The organism is Candidatus Peregrinibacteria bacterium, assembly GCA_030700255.1.
Lineage (GTDB): Bacteria > Patescibacteriota > Gracilibacteria > UBA1369 > JABINC01 > JABINC01.
On the sequence record JAUYJN010000002.1, the window covers coordinates 12,990 to 37,193 of the forward strand.

Consider the following 24,204-nt stretch of genomic DNA (forward strand, 5'->3'; position numbering starts at 1 on the left):
ACATGCAAGAAGAAATACGCACAAATGATCTCATTGACCAAGAACTAGATAAAGTAACAGCTGGTGATAATTGGCACCGAAAGCAAACGCTTATCGACAGAGGTATTTATGGCAGCGCCTTAAAACAAGTTTGCGACATACCATACAATCAGCTTACACAACCAGCTACAGTGTATTCGCGCATTGCTACTCAAGACGTTGCAACGGTAAGAGTCGTTGTAAGCAAAGTAGTACAAGAAGCGTTTGCTAGCTTGCAATAAGAGCGCAAAATTTCAAATTCAACAAAGTACGCCCATTCCTTTCTTAAAATTAAGGAGGATTTTTTGAAAACATCGGCTAACACAGAATATGCGGTTTCGCTCCTTGCAGTCACTACACCCATATTTGCTGGTGATGACTCACTTCGTTCGCTATTATATCACCAGCAAACATCGCATATTCTGGAACGTTAGGTGTTTTTCACGGTGTAGAGAATGAAGACATTGAAGATGTGCATTCATGAACATTCGAAACTTCACTGATGGGCAAGTACAATTCAAAATGTATGGGCAAAATGGTAGTCCTGTCGTTGTAATGGAAGGTCAAGACATGAATGGTAAATTTATATGGGACCATCTGATTGATCCTTATAATGGACAGCCTCGCATGAGAACTTCTTAAATTAAGATCCATTTCGATCAACAAAACTTTGCCAAAAACTCCTATCTTTATGACCTGCATTTTCAGGGTCTGCAAGCTTTTCACGGAAAATAGTTAATAATTCTTCAACTGACTTTCCATCCAATGGGTATTCTGGCAATGGTTTTTCTTCAGATATCAAACTGACAGATAACAAGTAATGTCCGAATATTCTAAAATAGCTGTAGAAGAAGTGCCGTGCTGTTCCATTTCTTTATGGGCACTAGCCAATACAGATGCAAGAAAGGCTTCAACATCAGACAATGTCCCGGCTTTAAGTGTTTGTATAGCTTCTATCATTGTACTTAGAATTAATTAATACAGAACAATCGCTAGTACTAGTCCATCTTTTGGAGATTGTAACGTCCTTGGTCGTCGATGGCGTTTAGTTTTACTTTGATCATGTCGCCGAGTTTGACTACGTCTTCAACTCGCTCTACGCGGTCTTTTGAGAGTTTTGAGATGTGAACTAGTCCATCAAGTCCAGGTAGGATTTGTACGAATGCTCCAAAGTCCATGATGCGGACAACTTTACCTTCGAATTCGTCTCCGACTTTTGGTTTGTAAGTGATTTGTTCGATCTTTTTCTTCACTGCGGCTCCGCTTACTTGATCCGGAGACGTGATTACTACTGTACCGTCATCGTTTATATTGATATCAACATTGAATTCTTTTGTCATACCTTGGATAGTTTCTCCACCCTTACCGATAACTTTACCGATATCATCCGGGTCGATTTGCATTGATATGATAAGTGGTGCGTATTTGTTAAGTTCCGGTCTTGGAGCGGCGATTGATTTTTCCATTTCGCCCCAGATGTATGCTTGACCTGTCTTTGCTTGTTCCAGTGCTTCCTTAAGAAGCGACATCTTGAGTCCTTTTACTTTTGTATCAAGTTGAAGAGCTGTGATCCCGTGACCTGTACCTGCAACTTTGAAATCCATATCTCCGAGGAAATCTTCCTGCGCCTGGATGTCAGATAAAACTTTGTATACTCCTGTTTCTTCGTTGATTATAAGTCCCATTGCAATACCAACAACCGGAGCCTTGATAGGCACACCGGCATCCATAAGTGCAAGAGTTGAACCACAAACTGCAGCCATTGAGCTTGATCCATTACAAGTTAAAGTCTCTGAAACAAGTAACATTGTGTATGGGAAGTCTTCTTTTGCCGGAAGAACCGGGGCAAGTGCTCGCTCTGCGAGCATACCATGTCCGATTTCACGACGTCCTGCTGAACGAAGTGGGTATGCTTCTCCAACTGAGAATGGTGCGAATGTGTAGTAATGGATGTATGATTTTTCAGTTTCGAAATCCATTTCATCAATTGTCTGTGCATCAGATGGGCCACCAAGGGTTGCTATTGTAAGTGCTTGAGTTGCTCCACGATTGAAAAGTCCTGATCCATGTGCACGAGGAAGTAGTCCAACCTCTGCAGAAACTGTACGTACGTCAATAAGTCCACGTCCGTCTAAACGACGTCCCGTAGCTAGTATTTCTTTTCGCATTTCTGATTTTATCACGTAATCGATAGCCTCTTTTATGTCTCCTTTTGACCAAGGCGCATCGGCTCGCTCCATATTTGAAGTGAATTTTTCTAGAATAGTATCTTGAATCGCCTCTTTTGCATGTGCGAATTCTTTTTTACCTGCTACATATAAAGTTTGTATCATATCTGCGCTAATAACACCTGTGACTTCTGACTTGATATCTTCCGGTATTTCGTATGAAGTAAATTTACATGGAGTTACTTCTCCATACTGCGCCATGAATTCTTTTTGAATTTCACAAAGTGCTTTAATATGAGTATGTGCAAATTCCAAACCTGCAAGCATATCATCTGAAGAAACTTGCTTCGCTCCCGATTCAACCATAGTTATTGAGTCAGGCGTACCAGCAACGATAATTTCAAAATCACCTTCTTCTACTTCTGCATAAGTTGGGTTTAGGATTAAATTTCCGTTGATTCGCCCTACTCTAACTCCGCTGACCGGCCCTTCGAATGGCATACCTCCCATCATAAATCCCAGAGATACTCCAGTCATAGACAAAGGCCCCATGTTACAAGATGAATCAGTTGAAAGCATTGTTATGATAACTTGAACTGAATTTCTCATTCCTTTTGGAAACATTGGTCTCATAGGTCTATCGATAAGACGAGAAGTTAGGATCGCACTCTCAGGTGGACGCCCTTCACGTTTGATAAATCTAGATCCTTTGATTTTACCTGATGCGTAAAATTTGTCTTGGAAATCTACAGAAAGTGGGAAGAAATCCGCACCATCTCTCGCTTCTCCAATAGTTGTAGTAACGAGACACATCATGTCTCCATGAGTAATAGTTACAGATCCACTTGCCATATTAGCAAGTTTCCCTGTTTCTAAAATAAGGGGTTTTCCAGCGAATTCCCTTTCGAGCCGTACATGTTTTTTTGCCATGTTTTATGTGGGTTATCTTAACCCCTTTGACGACCGAACGCTGAGTAATAAATTTTAATTGAGAAGCTTTTACTTCTAAACTAGAACTTACTACTTAGCTTTTCGAAATCTATCTTGAGGGCTAGTTAATTATTTTTAATTTATTTTCGGAGACCCAGGTCTTTGATCACTTTTTCGTAATCATCCGCCTTTCTATTCTTCAAGTAATCAAGATGTTTTCTTCTCTTTCCTACCATTGCAAGAAGTCCTTTTCTTGAATGATTGTCTTTAGGATGACCCTTCAAGTGTGACTGTAGAGAGTCAATACGACTAGTTAAGATCGCAATCTGTACTTGAGCCGATCCAGTGTCCTTTGCATGAACTGCAAAAGTCTCTATGATCTTTTTCTTCTCTTGTATGATTACCGGCTTTTTCACTTCTTTTACTGCCGGAGCATCTTTTGCCACTTTTTCAGAAGCCTTAACATACACTTTCTTCTCAGCTTTCTCGACCTTTTTTACTCCAGTCTTTTTGGTAACCTTAGCTGCCTTTGCGCTACTCTTTGCAGGTTTGGTAGTTTTTTTTGCAGATGCCTTTGCAACCGCCTTTTTCTTTTCCGCCATATTTGAAAATTAATGATAATTTGCATTTTCGCTTCGCGTGCTTCACGCTTCATATAGCATCAAAAACGCAATAGGTATTGTACCACGAGCCGATTTACCACACAACCTTAAAAAAAACTACATCCATCTCTTCAATTTGAAGAAAAGTAACATCGATACAATTATAACCAACATGCCACCGGTTATAAATAAATATGAGTGCAGATTCTGCCCGATATCAAGCGGAAAGTTGACATTCATACCAAAAAAACCCGTTACAAACGTAATTGGCAGCATGATCACCGAAAATACAGTCAGAGTTTTAATAACACTATTGGTAGTATGTGAAATTACCGCTTCATTTGTATCTTGAAGCAAATTAATCATCTCGTTCTGATTGTTAAGTGTAGACCAAATCTTCTCGACCTTATCCACTATATCATCAAAATAAATCTCAAGCCCCTCTGGTATAAACTTATCATTCTTATATTCCAACTGTGGGATAACGGTACGCATTGGCCCAACCGTTCTCTCGAAAGTAAGTATGTCTTTTTTTAATCCCAATATATCTCGGAGCATGTCCTTCTGACCTTTTCTTAAGGTAAACACATCCTTCTCAACTTTATCCATACGTTTTTCCATCTGATCGATCAAAACAAAATGCTCATCGAATAATTCATTTAGCATTTCATACAATACGAAACCGGCACCCTTTGCCATTTTTTCACGACGTACTTTGAGTGAATCAGTATATCTCTTTACGAATTTCTTAAGACCTCTCAACTCATTGTCATGAAGCGTTATAAAGAATGTAGTACCTAAAAATAAATTCACCTCGGCAACCTGAATTGAATGCGTTCTAACGTCCCAATATGGGAAATGTAAAACCAAAAATATATACTTATCATAATCATCAATTTTTGACCTTTGAGTTTCAGACAAAACATCCTCAACATCAAGTTGATGAAATTTATACTTCCTTGCCAACTCCAATATAGAAGCCTCATCCGGGCTCGAAATATCGATCCAAGTGAAATTCTTATAACTGATTTTTTGTACGTTTACAGCCATTTGTGGTAGGTAGTCAAAGAAAGTTATTTTACTTAAAGATTCATCTTCACTATAATACCACAAGACTTACAAAGAAAACAAAAACAAAAATTTAGGAATTTCAAAATGCTATACAAAAGAATAATTCGTGATGCTTGGCGGTTCACACAAGAGCAGAAAAGACTTGTAAAGTGGTACGCTCTTTTCCCTGCCATACTCACAACTATAGCCGGTATTTTGTTTATAGTTTATCAATACATGGCGTTCGTCACTTCCGAGGCTTTGTTTGCGCAGCATTCCGAGAGCTTTTTATACCGGATAATATCTGTTTATATTAAGCTTTTTGATACAAATACAAAGCTTGGAATTACTGTGACGGTTTTTTTAATCATTGCGGTCATTATGCATCTTTTTATTCCTGTTTTTTGTCAGGGAGCCTTGATTCAATTGATTGCCCGGCATAGAAATGGAGATCCGATAAAAGTAAGAAATGGCATTTCACATGGGCTTCTAAACTTCCTACCTCTATTTGAATATAGTTTAATCCTACGATCATTTACACTTACAAGCATACTCGGCGAAGGAGCTTTTATTCTTAGGAATTTTGGTTGGGGTTGGTTTGAAGCCTTGATAGTTCCAATAATTATGATGATATGTGTAAGCATGCTACTAACTTTGTTTTTTACATACAGTGAGTATTTTATGGTGATAGACAAAAAGAAAGTTTTCGCCTCTATGAAATCAAGCACCCTGCTGGTAATCAAACACTGGCAGCACACGTTCCTCATACTTATACTTATGTTAATAATAGGTCTACGCATACTTATAAACGTATTAATAGTATTGATTATCCCCGGTGTAATAATAGGTATAGTTGCGATATTCGTGTATAGCGCAGCACTTATGAAAGTAGGTGTAATTGTTGGTGGGCTTGCCGGTATTTTCGCACTTTACATCGCATCATATTTTAATGCGATACTCGACGTATGGGCAAAAGCTATATGGGTATATTCATTCCTCGAATTAACTACTCAAAAAGAAATCGATGCACGTGGTAATATAATGTCAGGTAACGAAGCTCTAGATATGGAGGACACTGCTCTAACTTAAAAATTCATCTATTTCCAATCCATCCTCCCAGTCTTTTTCGAAAGTCTCTTTGAAGATCTTCATGCAATCGAAGTTTTGACAGTGCATATAAAATCCTTTTAAAGGATTATTCTGAGTATTGAAATCTATTATCCATTTACTCCCTATACATAGGAGTGTGTTATTTCTTTCCGATCTACTTTGACGCAAAAAAAGCTGCGATTCCTGATGCAGCTTTTTTGGTATTCTATAGTCTCCATTGCCAATAAAAATAATTCTTATTTTTAGTTCAATGTTATCCTTTAACGTTCCTATAATAAGCCTTTCGTACTCAGGGTTAAAACGTAACAGCTCACTATAATTCATATAAATATCTATCTTATCTGTACTTGGCATTATTACCTTATGAGCTGTTTCAAGGCCTTTTACACCTTCTAAATAATGAAAAAATGGTCGAGGCTCAATATTTCTATCTTGCTCCTCAAGCAACTCTTTTATCCTTGCTACCGCCTCTACCGACATATGATGATTATCCTCAGCTTGTATACGTTTCCTATTTGCCCACCTTATAATTTCTGAATTTGATTTCAATTCAAAACAGGTGACATTGTTCACATTCATCTTATCTACAAGCTGCACCTTCACTAGAAAATTTAATATACTATAGAGCTCCGTCCTTTTGATCACACTTATATCCGGAGATATTTCATGCACCCTAACTCGTCCCGACGCATAGAGATGACTTAGGACTATGATCTGCTTTTGATTTAATCCAAGCATTGAGAATGCTTTTGTTATTCCAGGTGAAAACTGAGTCATTTTGGTTGGTGGTATTTAGGTGGTAGGGGTGGGCTTTACATATTTTTAATATATGCTACGTGTTATATTGAAAAAATTAGGAAGTATCTTAGCATACACCTTATGGCTTTTGTAAAGGTTTTCTATGGATTAAGTGTTGTTATTCACATTTAACACTTTGTTTTTTCGGCTTGAGGCATGCGGATCATGCAAATGTATCTATATTATTTTCAAAACAATTAAATCCATATCTATATCAATCTAATAGGTATAACGTGAGCATACGTATCCTCTCACAAAAATATATGGAAAATACTGACAAGATTTTTAATTTAACTAAGACAAAATTAGCCGTGATCGGGTTCGTCATCGTCGCCGTGCTTTGCGTAGCTGCATTTTTTACGTTTTTTAATTCTTCTACACCTCTATCAATAATAGATGATGGTAATGTGAGTGCAGCTTCATTTGTAAGCGGGGAGATCTCGCAAGGAGCACCTATAGTGATAAAGTTGCCGGAAGAAGTAGATCAAACTGTGAAGGAGCAAATAGTATTTGAGCCGTTGATCGCCGGCGAATGGAAAGAAAGTGATTTTCCAAAGAATGAAAATGTCGTTGTGTTTCAACCAAGCAAGGTACTTACACTCGGCTCGACTTACTCACTCTCAATTCCTGTGCAAGATGCGAGCCTTACACAATATTTTGAAATAGTTGAACCACCACGCATACTAAATGTATTTCCAAATTCTGAAAGTGAGACCTCTGAAGACTCTGAAATCACTATAGTTTTTAATAGACCTATGGTTCCGCTCACTACCCTCGACGAAATGGATAAACAAAATATCGATGTCACTATCATGCCCCCGACAGAAGGTAAATGGAAATGGATCAGCACACGTAGTTTACAATTTCAGCCAACTGTAAGCCTAGCTCCATCTTCTAATTATAAGGTAACAACCGGATCGAGTTTCCAATCCTTAGACGGCATCAGTGTTGAACCATATAAACATACATTCACAACTCGACCACTAAGATTTGAGAATTCCAGCCAAAACAAGCTCGCTTACAACCAACCTATCCTGATTACTTACAATCAGCCGATCGATGTAGAAAAAACGCTGAAAAATGCAACTATTAAAAATTTAACTACAAACAAAAAAGTAGAAGTTATTGGTGAGTACTATACCCATGATGTTTATGATTATAAGACAAGAAAAACTGAGACAAGAACTGAGGAGTCTGTATTAGCAATTTACCAAGTAAATGATGCACACAACAGAACGAGGCTTTGGGATTTTACAAATAAATATGAATTTGAGATATTAAAATCATTTCCAAAACAGGGAGATATAAATCTTGATGAAAAAATCACCGGCAATGTAGAGGTGAGCGACATCGTACAAAATAAGTCCGCTCAATCAGACCGCTCAGATTCTGTTAATTTTGATTTCTTTGACCCAGAGGGAGTAGCCGTATTTCAATTCTATGAAGATATCAATCTGGCGCAGAGCTCTATCCAAGGGAAACATATAAAAAATATCGAATATGTCGAAGAATGTAACGATGAAATAGAGTACAGAGACGAAGAAACGTGTGAGAAAAAAATAAATAAATCTAAAGTAAACATCAGCTTCAACTCCAAAGAAGTTGCACTTGGTGAGAAATTTAATTTGAGTCTGGACAAGATTGTCAATCAAGGAGGAATTACAATAAATGTAAATCAACTCAATTTTGATTTAACGGCTTTCCCTAAATTTGAGATACTTTCAACTGTACCCGGGGAAGGCGCTCAGAGTACAACTCAATTTGCAATATGCAGTAATTCACCGATAGCTACTCCGAATTTTTATCCAAATTCAGAATCTGAAGAGGCCGCAAAAATAGGAGACTACATCACTGCTAACTATGGGTATTCATTTAACCAATGGGGGGATTCATATTTGATAGATGAAAAAAATGGTTCTCACTACAAATGTAAACCTGACCAATTTCAAACAAATATAAATCATGGCCTCGATCCTAATTCAAACTATGAAATTAACCTACATTTGACTGATGAATTTGAACAAGTCGCTGATTCGAAAGCTGTCTTCAAAACGGGAAATCTAGACCCTCACGCATTAAATTTTTACAATTTCCAAGAGAAATACTCTGTTGCAACACCAAACGCAACAAAGCTCACTTTTGCAACAAAAAACATGACTTTTGTGGATATGGATATATGCCAGGTTCCAAAACGAGATATGTTAAGCATATTGAATAAAGGACTTTATTATACCGATACAGTCGACCAATCTTTATGTGAATGGAGTACTCGCAAACGCATCGAACTGCCTAAAAAATACTGGGAACAAAATTCTTTCCAAGTTGTACTAGCAGACTATGTACCCACAAAATTCGGACATTATGTGGTCTCATTCTCACATCCGGACTATAAGGATTGGGGAAATAAAAAAGTGTATGAGCATACATTTGTAACTATGACAAACTTGAGTGTGATCGAAAAAGAAGTCCAAATACGTGAGGATAAATATACTAAAGAACAAGAAAAACTAAGTGCTTCTCAAAAGGATGACTTATATGACTTATACTGGGTAACTGATGCTTTGACTCTTTCTCCTATAGAAGGAGCAATGGTCACTACTTATACATACGATCAAGCTGCAGATAATATGACTGCCGCATCAAATGCGAATACTAGGACTGACGGAACCGTCAAACTAACAGTTTCACCAAACAAATATGGAGCAATTGTTTCGAACAAAATAGACAGTGCGATAGTTGGAGACTTCGAAAATCAACTTTCATGGGGCTCATATGCAAACAATAGTGAACGAATTTTCTTGTACACTGACAGACCTATATATAGGCCCGGTGACACTGTGCAACTAAAAGGCGTTTACCGTATAGGCTATGACGGTGCGATGCAGACCATACCAGGTAAAGAAATCGAACTTAAAATCTCTGACAGCAAGTACGACAACGTGTTCAAAGGAAATTTAAAGCTAAATGATTTTGGTACTTTTAACACTTCATTCGTATTGGATAATTCAGCCTCCCTCGGATCATATACAGCCAGAGTTGGATATGGGAGTGCACGATTTGATGTAGAAGAATACACACCTGCTGCATTTAAATTGGAGCTCACACCGGACAAGGAAGAGTATATAAATAAAGATACTTTGAATCTCGACGTTCAAGCTGATTATTATTTCGGAGTGCCTCTGGAAGGTGGGAGCGTTAATTACACACTCTCTGCTCAAGATTATTTCTTCGATAAATATACTGACGAATACTTTAACTTCGGATCATCTTGGTATAGATGTTCTTATTACTGCAATACAAACGATAAATATCTTTTGTCAGGCGAGGCTACATTGGACTCTAAAGGCCATACTCAAATCACAAAATCCCTGGATTTTGATTCTCTATTTGCAGATGACAAAGAAGACGATGAAAATATTTACCGAAGCAGAATTTTTGTCTTAAATATAGGCGTGACTGATAAAGATGGTAGACAAATAAGTTCGCAAGAATCATTTGTCGTTCATGGCGGGGAGGTTTACCTCGGAGTTCAAACTGACAAATATTTCATGCAGGCAAATGAAGAATTTAATCTAAAAGTTAAGTCCTTAGACACACAAGGTAACCAAGTAAGTCAAAGAGGTATCAAAGGTCAAATCAGCAAAGTGACATGGGATTACAATAAGAGAAAAGAAGTAGACGGAGGATATTATTTCAATGCTGAGAAGAAACTAACTTCAGTCAAAAAATTCGACCTCAGTACAAATTCTGATGGTAATTGGAATGACTCTTTTGCATTAAAAGATCAAGGAGAATACGAAGTCAGCCTCGAGGCAAAAGACTCTAAAGGAAATACTATTATCACAACCAGCACGTTATATGTTTACGGCGGCAAAGCAACTGCCGGATTGGTGAGACCTACAAATGACACTACTCTCGAAATCATAAACAATTCAAGTGAGCTACAACCTGGGGATACAGCGAGCTTCATGATAAAAAATCCATTTGAAGGGAAAGTAAAAGCTCTAATCTCTATAGAGCGTGGTCGTATATTTGATTACGAAGTAGTTGAATTCGATCAGAGTTTCTATAATTATCAATTCAAAATAGATAGTTCATATGTACCAAATGTATTTGCTTCAGTAGTTCTGCTTTCAGCAGAACCTGGGCTCAAATTCGGAGAGACAAGTTTCCAAGTTAGCACAGACAACAAAGAATTAAAGATCAACGTAACAACGGAAAAACAAAATTATCTTCCAGGGGAAACTGTAAATTTAAACTTTGATGTGAAGAATTCAAAAGGTGAGCCTCTCGCGACCGAACTTTCTGTTGCAGTTGTCGACATGAGCGTACTTGCCCTCAAAGGAAATCCACATAAGAATCCCCTACTCTACTTCTATCAAAATCTTCCTCTAACTATTGCGACTTCCGCAAACCTAAAAAATCTGCTTCATGAAATAGATATCAAAACAGGTAAAGGTGGTGGCGGTGGCGAGGATGCCGATACTAAAAAACGTGGGGATTTCAAGGACACTGCTTTCTGGCGAGCTGTAATTACGACTGATGCAAATGGCTTTGCCACCGCCAACTTCACACTTCCCGACAATCTAACAACTTGGCAGATAGAAACTCTCGGTGTAACCAAAGACACATTGCTTGGAGTTAATTATATGGAAATAATGACAAAGAAACTTGTTTCTATAGTCCCACTCAAACCACGCTTCACGGTACCCGGAGATGTCTTCGCAATAGGTGCAAAAGTGTTTAACCAATCAGATGAAACTCAAAAACTAGATGTAACACTTGCAAGTAGCACTCTAAAATCTGAAGGCTCAGATGCTCAGTCAGTCAAACTTTCAAAAGGCGAAACGAAGACTGTGTACTTCAAAGTAAGTTCTCCATCTGATCTACAGTACGGCGAACATGTATTCACTCTCTCTGCAAAAAATTCTGAATTCGAAGACGTTATCGAACAGTCAATTCAAATCACAAGAAATGAAACTTACGAGTCCGTCGCTACTGCAAGCAATACCAACAAAGATTTATCGAGTGAATTCTTATTTTTACCAAAAAATATTATTCCGGATGAAGGGAAACTTGAAATCAATGCCAGTGCAACGCTTGCTGTATTTCTATCGGATGCGCTTAACAGCATACTCGGATATCCATATGGATGTACTGAGCAAATTGCAAGCAAGCTCAAAGCGATCGCGATAGTCAAAGCCGGACTTAAGATCGAAAACATCGGTGATAAATTTAAGATTGATAACATCATATTTGATGGAAAAATCCACACTCTGGATGAAGTCATATCTCTCGGACTTGCACGTATTACAGAGAACCAAAATGATGATGGTGGGTTTGGATATTACAAAGGAATGAAATCAAGCCTATACCTAACTATGAGTACTCTTGAAGCATTGGCGAGGATAGAAAAGACGAATTCTAACATAGATAAAAATATGTTAAAGAGAGCTGGAGCGTACCTAACAACACAGATCACAAATACTGAGAAATACAAGTCTATTGATGATCTTATATTCGTAGCTCACAGCGTATCTAGTTCAGTTCAAACTAGACAGCATGTCGATACACTCAAACCACTAATCCAAGAAAAAATTCTTCAAAATAAAAAAGTACTATCTGAAGAACTTGGAAATATGTCTCTCGCTTACCTCGCCCTCACTATGGCGCAGAACCCCGATACATTTGGAACTGCCGCACGCAACAATGTTTTCGAAATACTGGAAAACAGAATAGTTATAGATGCTCGCGGAGCACACTTACCAGGTGGTAACGCTTGGTACTACTACGATACTCCTGTCAAATCAACGGCGACATTGCTAAGCGCCTTAACAGTAGAAAAACGTAACAATGAAATGTCCGGCAATATACTCAGATGGCTGCTCCTCAGTCGCTCAAAAGACGGCGCATGGGGCTCCACCGCAAACACCGCTGCTGTTGTTGACGCATTTACCGCCTACATGATAGCTCAAGGAGAAAACAAATCTGATTTCAAACTTGACCTCAAACTCGATGGATCAGATTTAGCCTCATTTGATTTTAATAAAGATACAATTCTAAACCAAGAATCAACTATAATCTCACCACTCAACAAACTCGCATTTGGTAAACTTTTGCCACTGCAATTTATAAAGAAAAATAACAACGCCGAACAAAACAATTTCTACTATGATCTCGGTTTAACTTATTTCTTACCAATAGATGAAATCACTGCTCGTGATGAAGGATTCTCTATAAAACGAAAACTATTTGCTCTAGATGAAAATAGATTCGATGAGTCATACGAACCGAAAAATGATCCGAAAATCGCTCTAAACTCTGCCAAAGTCGGGGAAATCCTACATGGGCAACTTGAAATCATAGTTCCAGAAACTCGACACTTCGTTGCAATCGAAGACTTCATACCTGCCGGAACAGAGCTCGTGAATTTCAAACTCTCAACTGAGAATCCATCTCTAGTTGGCGAGACTACTCCGGATTCTCAATTTGGACTTGCTGACCAATATTTTGACAATACAATTGATGGTAACGGCAACGAATTACGACCTGACCGCGAAGAGCTTCGCGATGACAGATTATTCTTGTTCAAAGAAGACCTCGCTCCCGGCACTTACACATATGACTACTACATTCGAGTCTTGATCCCAGGAGAATTTCACCACCTCCCTGCCGTGATCTCTGAAATGTACTTCCCAGAAAACTTTGGAAGAACAGAGGGATCTATCTTCGAGGTAAAGTAAAATTCCTGCAAGTTCGCTCTCGGCAAATCGCAATACGCTAAATCAAAAAACTCTCACTGCACAATCGGTGGGAGTTTTTTATTCTGGAATGAAATCTTTTCTCAGTTCTATTCCGACTCTAGTCTTGATTTTATCTGGACCTGATTCGAGATATATATCTTCACCTTCTACTGTAACTCCTTGATCAATCGCTTCTAATTTTGCAATCAATTTTGCATCTCTCTCTGTATCTGGTATATAGTGATTTTTCCTAGCCCAATCCAAAGTGAGTTTTTTTTGCGTAAGTATGACGTGAGATTGAGACTCACCTGTATCATTTGCCATTTTTTGAAAATATTTTTCATATTCTTTTAAAACTGGCGTCCCAAGCCCTCCTCTAAATTTTGGGTCTACATATCTATGTTTCAAACTATGCCGATTATATCCATCAAAATTGAATTCTACTGTAAATGCAATCATTTCTTTATCAAGCGATTCATCATACTTATCAATCAAATCTTGCTTTTGGAGTGGCTCAGTACTGATCAATAAGCAAATATGTTTTTTTGGAGCTGCTAATGAACGATAATCTTGAATTTTTTCCGTAAAAATAGTTGCAATGAGTTTTGGGTCATCACTGACTTGCACATGTTTTACATCTCCAATCCATATGTGATTCATCGGTTCTGATAAATCTTGCCTGATTTCATTGAACCCATCATATCCAAAGTCATATTTTTGCTCCAAATGAAATCTTACAATTTCAAGTACCCTCGCCTTCACTACTCTGAGCTTTTCTGCATCAAGCGGAGCTTCCTCCTCGCTTAGTTCGAGACCTCCGATAGCGCTCCTTGCATCAATAGTCACCGCGTCCTGCGCTGCTGTGCCTGGAGCTTTTTTATCTTGTTTACCAGATAGATCTTCAACTACTCCAGAATTAGCTAAATCCTCATCAATTACGCCTTGTGGACTTTTTTTGTCATTCATAATTTATGTTTAATCATGTCATTTTAGCTTATTTCTCAAAAAAGCTCAATTTGTTTAAAGAGCCCACAAATATAGTTCTTTAAACAAATTGGGCAATGCTGTGCGCGAATTTTGCCATCTGAACGCCGTACTTCAAAGGCTGTGCGCGCGCACACGTCTTGAACGCCGTACTTCAGACGTCATTCTTAAGAACAAGCCATGAAGTACGTACTTGAGAGACCATTTTATGAGAGAAGTGTGTCTGGGAGTGTTTTTTTTAGCAAGCGCATAAAAATCAAATTGTACGGATTATTGTACAATTCCTCCTTCCGGGAAGAGTTTTTGTACAAGATAACGTACAAAATCTGTTCACGTGCACACTTTCACATAACCAAAATTCATTAAATTTGTTTTCGCATGTTTGAGTTTTTTAGATTTTAGCATCTACATGCTCTCAAACATGCTTTTGGTTTACCAATTTGTTTAAAGAGCCTAAGATTATTTGACACAATTAAGCATTGTATTTTGCATGACCGACGTCGGTCATGGAGAGGCTATTTATCAAATATGTCCAACCTGGCAAGGGTTCATGGCCCATAAGAATATGCCTAAATGCTTTTTCAATAAGTACATAAAATCTGAATTTTAACATTGCTTAGTAATTAAGTACGCAACTATACTCTTATTACAAATTTAAACGCAAGTTTTGAAAACAAATTCTCTATTCATAGGTCGATTTCAACCTTTTCATATTGGTCATTTAGCTGATATAAAAAGTATAATTGCAAAAGGTGAACACTGCATAATCGCAATAGCCGCTGCAAACAAAGTCGGCACATGGAGGAACCCACTCGCAGGCGCGGAGCGCGAAAATATAATCAAAGAAACTCTTAAGGCAGAAAGCCTACTTGATCCAAAAGGCTTGCCAAAAGGTTCTTATGAGGTTCACCAATTGATCGACATAGATGATGATGACAGGTGGGTGCAGCATGTAATTGATTCATTACCACCATTTAGTAAAATTTATTCCGGATCGGAATATGTACGAGGATTTTTTGTGGATGATGAACGGTTTGAAACATTGCCCATAAAAATGATTCATGATGAAAATGACAAAATACTATGTGCAACAAGTATTAGAAAAGAGGCTCTAAAATCAGAGAATTATAAAAAATATTTACATTCAAGCACGATAGGGTTTCTAGATGAACTTGCGTTTCGAGAGAGGCTTGTTAAAATCCTAGGCAAGGTGTGAAACTTGCCTTGCCAAAAAAGGATGCGAAGCAAACAATTAAACAAAACATAATGACTAAAAATATAAAAATAAACTCAAATATTTTTCGTGCTTACGATATACGAGGAAAAGCTATGCTTGAGAATGGGTCGACGGATCCAAACAAGGTGGATTTAAGCCCTGAAAGCGTTTATTTGATTACTTGCGGCATCGCTACATATATGCGCCGAAAACTTAACCTGCCATGCGATACGATGCTTCACGTGGTCGTGGGGAGGGACTGTAGGCTTACAGGCCCGACCTTGCTTGACGCCATGATCAAGGCTCTCAAAGATACAAATTGTAGAATCGCAAATATAGATCTTGCGACCTCTCCTCTCGTTTACTACGCAGTATGTAAATACGGATTCGACATGGGGCTTGCCTTGACGGCAAGCCACAACCACAAAAACGACAACGGTATAAAAATAGTCGAATCAGGCGCACACTCCGTGTGCGGACCATCCCTTCAAGAAATTTTAAAACTTGTTCAAAATAAAGATTTTGAAATTTTTCATAAAGATGCAGGTGAATCATATATCTTGGATACAAATACTGAAGATTATATAAAAGACCTAACCGAAAAGCTTCCGCTGGAAAATAGTAGACCTATCAAGGTTGCTGTAGATGCCGGTAATGGAGTTGTTGGAGAATTCATAGGCCCACTTTTGAGGGCTGCCGGCTGTGAAGTGGTTGAGCTATATACTGACCTCGACGGCAATTATCCAAACCATGAAGCAAACCCGGAGTACGCAGAAAATCTCACTGAATTAATGCAAACAGTTATAGATAAAAAATGTGATGTAGGATTTGGATTCGACGGCGACGGCGACCGCATAGGGGTAGTCAACGAAAAAGGAGAATATTGCAACGCGGACAAAATAATAATCCTGCTCGCTCGCGATATCTTATCCAGACTCCCCGGAAGTAAAATAGTTTTTGATGTTAAGTGCTCATCTCAAGTCAAAAAAGAAATTGAGGGCTCCGGCGGCATCGCGATCACTGAGCGCACCGGCCACTCATTTATAGAAAATCGTATGCATGCGGAAAACTCGCCGCTCGCAGGCGAAGTATCAGGCCATGTCTTTATAGCCGAGGATTATTATGGCTATGACGACGCCATGTTCGCAGCATTAAAAATAATAAAAATTCTCAGCGATCAAATAGCCAAAAAATCAGGTGCAAAATTCTCAGATCTTCTCTCAGATTTACCAACAACCTACACAACTCCGGAAATAAAAGTCCCATGTCCCGACAACAAGAAATTTGAAATCGTAGAAATGGTAACAAAACATTTTGAAAAAAATCACGAATGTATAACTATAGATGGAGTTAAAATTATTTTTTCCGATACGACATGGGGGCTGATTCGTTCATCAAATACGTCGGCATATTTGACCCTAAGATTTGAAGCCGGATCAGAAAAAGATCTAAAAGAAGTCCAATTGTCCGTAGGCGAACATCTCAAAACCTACCCTGAGCTCGACCTCGCTTGGCTCGAAAACATCACTTAAATATTCAAAAGTGCAAATCGCCTTTTACATAGGATTCACTATTCACACACTAATACTTTTTGCCTTAACAGGTATCGCTTTTATGCAAGCGGGCGATTTTAGATATTTCAGTAACAAGAGAAAAATTATCTCTTATGTATTTGTTTTTCTTATACTAACAACATACGTCGCCTCTCTAATAGCGCTCTTCACAATAGAGTTCTAGTCAAATCAGCTTCCCGAAATTAATTCCCGGATGTGACTCTGCCCACTCCTCCGAATATAACGGAGTTCTTTGCAGGCGGTCTATAATTAAAGTACATTCCATAATTTTCATTCGCCGCCCGGCCAACCCATCTATCTCCAGCAGGGTTAAGATCGGAAGAGGTTGAATCTCCGGGATCACAAGTATTGGCAGTAAGGTAAGAATCCTCTATTTGAAGCCCAGATACCCCATTACAATCCTGCGGATTGCCAGCGGAGTCAGTACTCCCGGGTATTAGCCCATGCCTTCTAAAGAAATTTAAGTCATATATTCGCGCTTCATTTTCAATTAATGTAACTGACCCATCCCCCTTCTTATACAGGGGGCCACTTTCCGACCCACCAATCGTATTATTCGAAGTCAATGAACCTTCAAAAGTTAACTGATTATCAAGAAGTCCGGTTGATTCCAAAACCTCAAAATCCGGGACGGATCCATTTCGAGAATTTCCATCGTAAGGGAATAACGATCCATCAGCCACAATATTCGCACTCAAATAAACAACATTCGGCCCTATAAATACATTGCCACCGCGACCATATTTATCCTTCAAAGCAATTATTTCAAGTCGTGCATCTTCACTTTCAAGATCATTTGGATCCAAGGGCAAATTGAAAATATCATCATTGATATAAACATCCCCTCCTTCAGTGATTATCGCTCTATTCTGCCTATTGTCCAAACCAGTACTTAAGATGACATCATCTTTGAAATAAAATATATGTTGATCTGTTTCAACCGGACCGCCCGTACTCACTACATATGTAAGGTAATCCCCTCCGGAAAGAATAAGATTAGTAATAAAACTAAATGAAGTTGGGCTCGATGCGGCGATATCACTACTCTTTACTATACGTGAAACATTACCGGTTATATTCTTCCTCTTCACAGCCTCGCCTACATTACCAACTTGTGTAAACGAACTTGCGCCAAGTATTTTGTCAGTATTCACCGGCCCCGTAATTTGAACACCATAACCATCGAGTAAGAAATCAGCCGCCTTTGGAATACTATCAGCAGGGTATGAGATATCATGTCCATCACGAGTATAATTGATCACCATACTCAAACTCTCACCCTCCGGCTCTTCAGCTTGAGAGCTCCCAGTCACTCCGGCAGAATGATAATAAAGGCCAGGATTCGGATTAAGCCCATACCATGTAGGATTTGACATAGTACCCCCATTTCTATGTAAAGTTGATAAACCAACCGCACTATCCCAAGCATTATTATTAAAATTATCAAACTGGAAAACGTACGATGGATTACTCACCGACAAAGTATAATCTGCAGAAACATCGTCAACATAATCATTCAAATTATTCTTTAAAACAGATCGCAAATCTACAAGTTGTTCATACCCTAAATTCAAATATGGAACCTGTACATTATCTCCATAGCTTGCATCTAAAGTTTGTGATGAAATTAATGGCGTGAAATCCATAGAATAATTATCTGTCGGTACCCATTCTTTATAAATTGAGCCGTTAGCATTGGTAACTTCAACCTCTACTAAGCTTAATGTGTAAGAATTATCATCATCAAACATTGAGGTATAGCCAGTTGGTGCGTACGAATAAACTTCAGCCACTTTTGTCATACCTGTCTCAGGGGCATTTAAGGTGATTGGCAACATAGGGTCTTCTTGAACACAGCCAGGAGTATTTCCATTGATTTGATCACAATCAACCGTATTAATAGAATGAAATCCGGTAACTGATACATTCCATTCGTTAACGCTACTCGGCTCTTCAAGACAATTTAATTGAACAGAAACTTCATACACATCACCCTTTGTATCATTCCATGTCTTTGCAATGTCAGTATATGGAAAGCACGTCAGTTGCTCAGGTATAAATTCTAATTCACATGAAGACGTACATACGGAGCCGGCAGGCGGTGAATGTAAAGGATCGGAAGAGTCGCATTCTTCTCCATGCTGAGTCTCCCCGTCTCCACAAAACCCTGCTGTCAAAAGCTCACAAGGGGTTGTGGAAATAGCTGCCCCACAAGTAAGACCAGGCGGAGTCAAAGGAATTGAAGCAGCGACTCCCGGGTCGCATTCTTCTCCAAGGCTCCAAAGTCCATCTCCACATGTACCCGGCTCGAATTCATATTCACACCACTCATTACAACCGTCTCCATCTTGGAAATTGCCATCATCACATTCCTCCCCTGGATCATGAATACCATCTCCACACCATCCTACAGGCTCGAATTCACAGAAATTTGTACAATATAAATAATAAGGTACGTCACTTGTATCAGTCGGGTCGCATTCTTCTTGACCAATGTCCCAAGTCCCATTTCCACAATAAGCCGGGTTTGTATTACAAAATCCTGCAGCGTATATATCTATATTTAAAATATCTTCAAAAATTTCAAATACTTCTTCGCAAGTAGGGTCATCTAAATAAATTATCTGATCTTCGTCTGTGCAAGATGCACTACAACCATCTCCGGAATTATTATTTCCATCATCACATCCTTCACCAATTTCTTGGATATAATTTCCACAAACAGCGCCTGCAGATTCATCTATACAAGTTGAACTGCAACCATCTCCACCTACTATATTCCCATCTTCACATTCTTCCGGATCTTCCAAATACCCATCTCCACAAAATTCATTACAAATCGAATTTGAATCAAGCTGAATGTTAAACATCTGAGCCATATAAGATACCACATCTTCACAATCATTAATGGATACAAATGGTTCTTTCGGTTCATCTGAATCCAATGTACAAACAGAGCTACAACCATCTCCACTTAAAGTATTTCCATCATCACATTCCTCCCCGAACGTGCTATCCCCATCCCCACAAATCGAATAAGCTCCAAAGGTACAATTATTTTTACACACATCATTATCAATAATATTTCCGTCATCGCATTGCTCAGTGCCATTTGCAATTCCATCTCCACACCACGCCGCCTCTATTTTACATTTACTATTACAACCATCTCCTGAAATCTTATTACCGTCATCGCACTCTTCATCCCCTCCGGATCTACTATTCGGCTCTATAACCGAATTCCCACAAACAGCCCAGGGCACTTCATCATTGCAAAGCGCATCACATCCATCCCCACTATCTAAATTACCGTCATCGCATGCTTCTCCAATTTCTTGGATATTATTTCCACAAATAGCCCCGGGCACTTCATCATTGCAAAGCGCATCACATCCATCCCCACTATCTAAATTACCGTCATCGCACTGCTCATAAGCTGGATATAAATAATGATCTCCACATGCGTAATTTTGACAGAGCGGACAGACGGTATTTGGTTTGTTCAAAGAGTTTCCATATGCATCACTACCGAGATCACATGTTTCAGTACCAGTTACGGATCCATCTCCACATATTTGAGTTGGCGGAGATAACGTACAATTGTTCTTACACGCATCCGTATCAATATTATTTCCATCGTCACATTCTTCTCCGATTACCGCACTCGCAATTCCATCTCCACATACACTCAAAATACATGCGTTGGTACAAGCGTCATCATTTACAGAATTCCCGTCGTCACATTCTTCTCCTACCTGTGGCACGCCATTACCGCATACCGCAGGAACTTCATTTTGACATGTTGAACTACATCCGTCTCCGGAAAAAACATTATTATCATCGCATTGTTCTCCTACCGTTTGATTCACACTTCCGTCCCCGCAAATATTAGTGGTGCAATCGGCATTACAAGTACTTGAAGAGGGATCGCCGTTATTCACACCATCATCACATTCTTCTCCTGTATCAGGAATACCGTCCCCGCAAACAAACCCACCCAAAGTGGGCGGTGGCTCAATACTACCTTGAAAATACATCCATCCAACACGATCGTTCCATCCATATCCGGTTAAAAGCCCTGTAGTAAAATTAATTCTTGGGCGTGAAGGTGGAAAACAAGTGAAACCGGGACATGTCCAGCTAAAATTAATTTCTCCGATATTCGGATTCCAAGCCTGTCCTGTAAGAAGACCATATGTATTAGCTGGAGTGTATGAACTCAAATCAATCTGAGTTTGATAAGTGTCATCACCACACGGCTGCGCTCGATTTAGACCTCCCGCACATTTAAAACTGATCCATCCCCAAGGATTATTCCATGCAAATCCTTCAAGTTGAAAAGGTGTCTCTGCAGGGAGAGCTGAAGATGCCACTACTCGCAACTGATATGCAGGATCTACAAAATCTGAATTCCCAAGAAAACTATGAAAATAATTCACTCCGGAATTATATCGTGGCTGTCCGGTCATCATTCCGGTAAATTGAACAGCTGACGGCTCAACTACACTTTCAAAAACAAAAGTCTCCTCAACATTTATAGCGTATACAAGGCTGCTCAAAAAAAACATCCCTACAAGAAATAATGTAAGCGATAATACCCTATATTTATTAAAGAGAAATTCCTGAATCATGCTATTTTGTTTTTTATTTTTTCAATCACGGAGAATTGTAACACAACGGCAAACTCTCAACAAATGAAATTCTACAATTAAATATAATAAACAAAACGCTAGTAGGCAACTTATTCACCACTTCCATTTATAGCAAGGTCGAGTTGGGTAATCACTCACTTAAGGGGAAGAACCAGTCTATACCTAACCGGTTGAAAATAATTAGACCGCCTTGTCAAGAGCCACTCATTAATATATAATTACGAACCAATAATTTAGGCTATATAATATGGCGAAAAAACCTCAAAGTGGAATAGATGATAGAGGGCAAAGAACCGCAGACGGAAGGGTTCATCATGCGGAGAGGCAGAGAGATCAAAAGGAGCGCTATGAAGGTCAAATAAACCCTGTCCATGAAGAAGAGGTTGTACAAAGAAGGTTAGATGTGGGGAAAGCTTTAAGCCCAATTCAAACGCACGAAACTCCAACCGATGAAGAGCTTAACGTTATCGATGGCATTGATAGAGGTGGATTAACTCCTCACGGAGGTGCGAATTTATCAAGAGCTTGGCTCGAAACCATCACTCATCAAAATGGTTCTATGGATAGTATCGTTGAATGCTCTCCGGAACGAATATATACATCCATAGATTTCGTTGGCTCAAGTATCGCCCAAAGAGCTGTTTTTGATGATAGATGCCCTGCCGGCCTTCGAGCAAAGTTTATCCATATAATACAGGAAGGTATCCATACGATCACAACAATAGTTGAGAATTTTCATGGCAGCGTAGATGGTTTCCAAGGTGATGAAGTGACGGCAAATTTCCCAAGTATGTACCTTGCATGCATGGCAAGCCTTGCAATAAAAAATGTAATGGAAGAAGCTCTTAAGTCTCTTCGTGACCTGATAGCCGAATTTAATATTCACCACGCAAATGGTGGAGAAGCATACACGGTAGTAAGTGGGTTACGCATCGCTCATGTGTCAGCTAAGGGGCTGAATTTAAGAACCCATAGGCAAGTAAATGGAATGATAACAAGGGGTCTCGCGCTTATAACATCGAAAAAATTTGAAAAAGAAGTAAAAGAAAAAGAAGGGTCTCTCAATTTAAACACAACAAATATACATGTAGGAGAAGATCAGGTTTCACATCTTAAAAAAGCGATGGCTGATTTCGACTCACTTGCAAAGACATACGTAGAAAGTAAATTAAGAATATCTGAAGCTAAAATTGACAGTATCTCTGAGGAAATTCCACAAATAACACAATTACCAAAAAATGCAGAGGCAAGTAGTCATCCCAGTACAACTCTCGGAATACCCTTTTGTATATATTTTCCAACTTTAAATGACGAAACAGATGATGAGGAGTACGACAAATTAGTAGATAAAGTTCTCGCCGTAATGGAGGAATATCAATGCGGAGATATTAAGGCGGTTATGGGAGGAAATGGATTTTTTACCACATTTGAAAATGGAGATACTGAACTCCTGGCAGCCAGGGTGCTTCAAGCTGTAAGGGCCGCCATAGAAAATTTTAATCGAGTAAATGGGACGGCTCACAAGACTGTCTGCGGGATTGGTAAAAAAGGTCGCATGATACGTTTTCGAGCAGGTAATGATGATCGACATGAACTCACCAGGGTCGGACTAGTCGTTCATGAACTTTTTCGTGCAATGGGAGTTGGTATAGACATGTACAATGACAGAGGCGGGGAAAGTTCCTTGGCTGTAGGTGTGACCGCCAGAGATAAACTCGATGAATATTGCTTACTTGGCGAAACAAAGGGCCATGCAACTAGAAATATGGATATTACCGTAACAGAGCTCAAAGAAGTTAAGGCAAAAAAGAGGGTCCACATATTCAAATCAGCAGATGATGTAAGGCTTATTGGAGCCTCCCCGACTGCTGCACTTGAGAAATTAAATCAACTGCTTGATAAGAAGAAGGTCGTAAAAATAAGAGGATCCTCACCTGTAAATGAGCTTATTTTACGCAAAACTCTTGAAAGAAAAGACACCGGCTCGGTGTGTATGGTCACTCCGGAGGGACAAGATGCATTTGATCCATATCAAACTTTATATCAAATAATTGAACAATATTCAGAACTGATTGAAGAAAAGAAAAAAGCTGAATTACACAAAAGTATTGAAGGTAATGACGACCTTGAAATAGAAGCTAAGCTAAGGATTTTCCTTGAAGAAATCGAAAAAGGCCTGGAAGGTGGCCTAAATATCTGTGTGTTAGGTTCTGAATCTATGGATGAGGGGTCAAGATCTGTGTTAGAAGGTGCTATAAGTAAGATGGGGGAATCTGAAATCAAACTTATAATCGTTGGAAGTAACATAGAAAGCCCTAATATTTCAGAGGAAGAGACCTCCTTAATCTCCAAAGAAGAG

The 24,204-nt window shown here is 39.0% G+C and carries 16 protein-coding genes; 7 read left to right on the top strand and 9 right to left on the bottom strand.

The annotated features are described in order from the left end of the window. Positions 1-2: 2 nt before the first annotated feature. Together Q8P68_00210 and Q8P68_00215 are read left to right on the top strand one after the other, a co-directional pair. Entirely contained in the window at positions 3-260 is a 258-nt protein-coding gene (locus Q8P68_00210) for a hypothetical protein (protein ID MDP4007597.1), read from the top strand. Between the two features lie 238 nt (positions 261-498). Continuing rightward, on the top strand, positions 499-660 hold the full coding sequence (locus Q8P68_00215) for a hypothetical protein (protein MDP4007598.1): 162 nt from the start codon (positions 499-501) through the stop codon (positions 658-660). Position 661: 1 nt separating this feature from the next. Here the strand turns inward: Q8P68_00215 and Q8P68_00220 are convergent, their stop codons facing one another. The 5 genes from Q8P68_00220 to Q8P68_00240 form a co-directional block, all read right to left on the bottom strand. Then, on the bottom strand, positions 662-799 hold the full coding sequence (locus Q8P68_00220; GenBank protein ID MDP4007599.1) for a hypothetical protein: 138 nt from the start codon (positions 797-799) through the stop codon (positions 662-664). 17 nt (positions 800-816) lie between these two features. Beyond that, entirely contained in the window at positions 817-978 is a 162-nt protein-coding gene (locus Q8P68_00225) for a hypothetical protein (GenBank protein MDP4007600.1), read from the bottom strand. Positions 979-1,016: 38 nt separating this feature from the next. Further along, positions 1,017-3,116, bottom strand: a complete 2,100-nt coding sequence (locus Q8P68_00230) for a polyribonucleotide nucleotidyltransferase (protein ID MDP4007601.1) — start codon at positions 3,114-3,116, stop codon at positions 1,017-1,019. Positions 3,117-3,256: 140 nt separating this feature from the next. Then, entirely contained in the window at positions 3,257-3,517 is a 261-nt protein-coding gene (gene rpsO, locus Q8P68_00235; GenBank protein ID MDP4007602.1) for a 30S ribosomal protein S15, read from the bottom strand. A 318-nt stretch (positions 3,518-3,835) separates the two neighbouring features. Next, positions 3,836-4,768: a magnesium transporter CorA family protein gene (locus Q8P68_00240; protein ID MDP4007603.1), complete on the bottom strand. Its 933-nt coding sequence runs from the start codon at positions 4,766-4,768 to the stop codon at positions 3,836-3,838. Between the two features lie 105 nt (positions 4,769-4,873). On the opposite strand from Q8P68_00240, the gene Q8P68_00245 reads away from it, so the two are divergent. Next, positions 4,874-5,857 carry a hypothetical protein gene (locus tag Q8P68_00245; GenBank protein ID MDP4007604.1) on the top strand — a complete coding sequence of 328 codons (984 nt, stop codon included), beginning with the start codon at positions 4,874-4,876 and terminating at the stop codon, positions 5,855-5,857. On the opposite strand, the gene Q8P68_00250 is transcribed toward Q8P68_00245, so the two are convergent. Further along, positions 5,849-6,655 (bottom strand): hypothetical protein, encoded by an 807-nt coding sequence (locus Q8P68_00250; GenBank protein ID MDP4007605.1) that lies wholly within the window; start codon positions 6,653-6,655, stop codon positions 5,849-5,851. The two genes, Q8P68_00245 and Q8P68_00250, sit on opposite strands and share 9 nt — an antisense overlap. A 284-nt stretch (positions 6,656-6,939) precedes the next feature. Between Q8P68_00250 and Q8P68_00255 the strand changes: the two genes are divergently transcribed. Continuing rightward, positions 6,940-13,419: an MG2 domain-containing protein gene (locus Q8P68_00255; GenBank protein ID MDP4007606.1), complete on the top strand. Its 6,480-nt coding sequence runs from the start codon at positions 6,940-6,942 to the stop codon at positions 13,417-13,419. 78 nt (positions 13,420-13,497) lie between these two features. On the opposite strand, the gene Q8P68_00260 is transcribed toward Q8P68_00255, so the two are convergent. Together Q8P68_00260 and Q8P68_00265 are read right to left on the bottom strand one after the other, a co-directional pair. Continuing rightward, positions 13,498-14,385, bottom strand: a complete 888-nt coding sequence (locus Q8P68_00260) for a hypothetical protein (GenBank protein MDP4007607.1) — start codon at positions 14,383-14,385, stop codon at positions 13,498-13,500. A gap of 490 nt (positions 14,386-14,875) precedes the next feature. Then, positions 14,876-15,016, bottom strand: coding sequence for a hypothetical protein (locus tag Q8P68_00265; protein MDP4007608.1), 141 nt, complete (start codon positions 15,014-15,016; stop codon positions 14,876-14,878). 54 nt (positions 15,017-15,070) lie between these two features. On the opposite strand from Q8P68_00265, the gene Q8P68_00270 reads away from it, so the two are divergent. Both Q8P68_00270 and Q8P68_00275 read left to right on the top strand, forming a co-directional pair. After that, complete coding sequence (locus tag Q8P68_00270) at positions 15,071-15,619, top strand: hypothetical protein (protein MDP4007609.1); 549 nt, start codon at positions 15,071-15,073, stop codon at positions 15,617-15,619. A gap of 50 nt (positions 15,620-15,669) precedes the next feature. After that, complete coding sequence (locus tag Q8P68_00275) at positions 15,670-17,151, top strand: phosphomannomutase/phosphoglucomutase (GenBank protein ID MDP4007610.1); 1,482 nt, start codon at positions 15,670-15,672, stop codon at positions 17,149-17,151. 224 nt (positions 17,152-17,375) lie between these two features. Here the strand turns inward: Q8P68_00275 and Q8P68_00280 are convergent, their stop codons facing one another. Next, positions 17,376-21,824, bottom strand: coding sequence for a DUF4215 domain-containing protein (locus tag Q8P68_00280; protein ID MDP4007611.1), 4,449 nt, complete (start codon positions 21,822-21,824; stop codon positions 17,376-17,378). 268 nt (positions 21,825-22,092) lie between these two features. Here Q8P68_00280 and Q8P68_00285 point away from each other — a divergent pair. Continuing rightward, a partial coding sequence (locus Q8P68_00285; protein ID MDP4007612.1) for a hypothetical protein occupies positions 22,093-24,204 on the top strand: 2,112 nt, incomplete at its 3' end.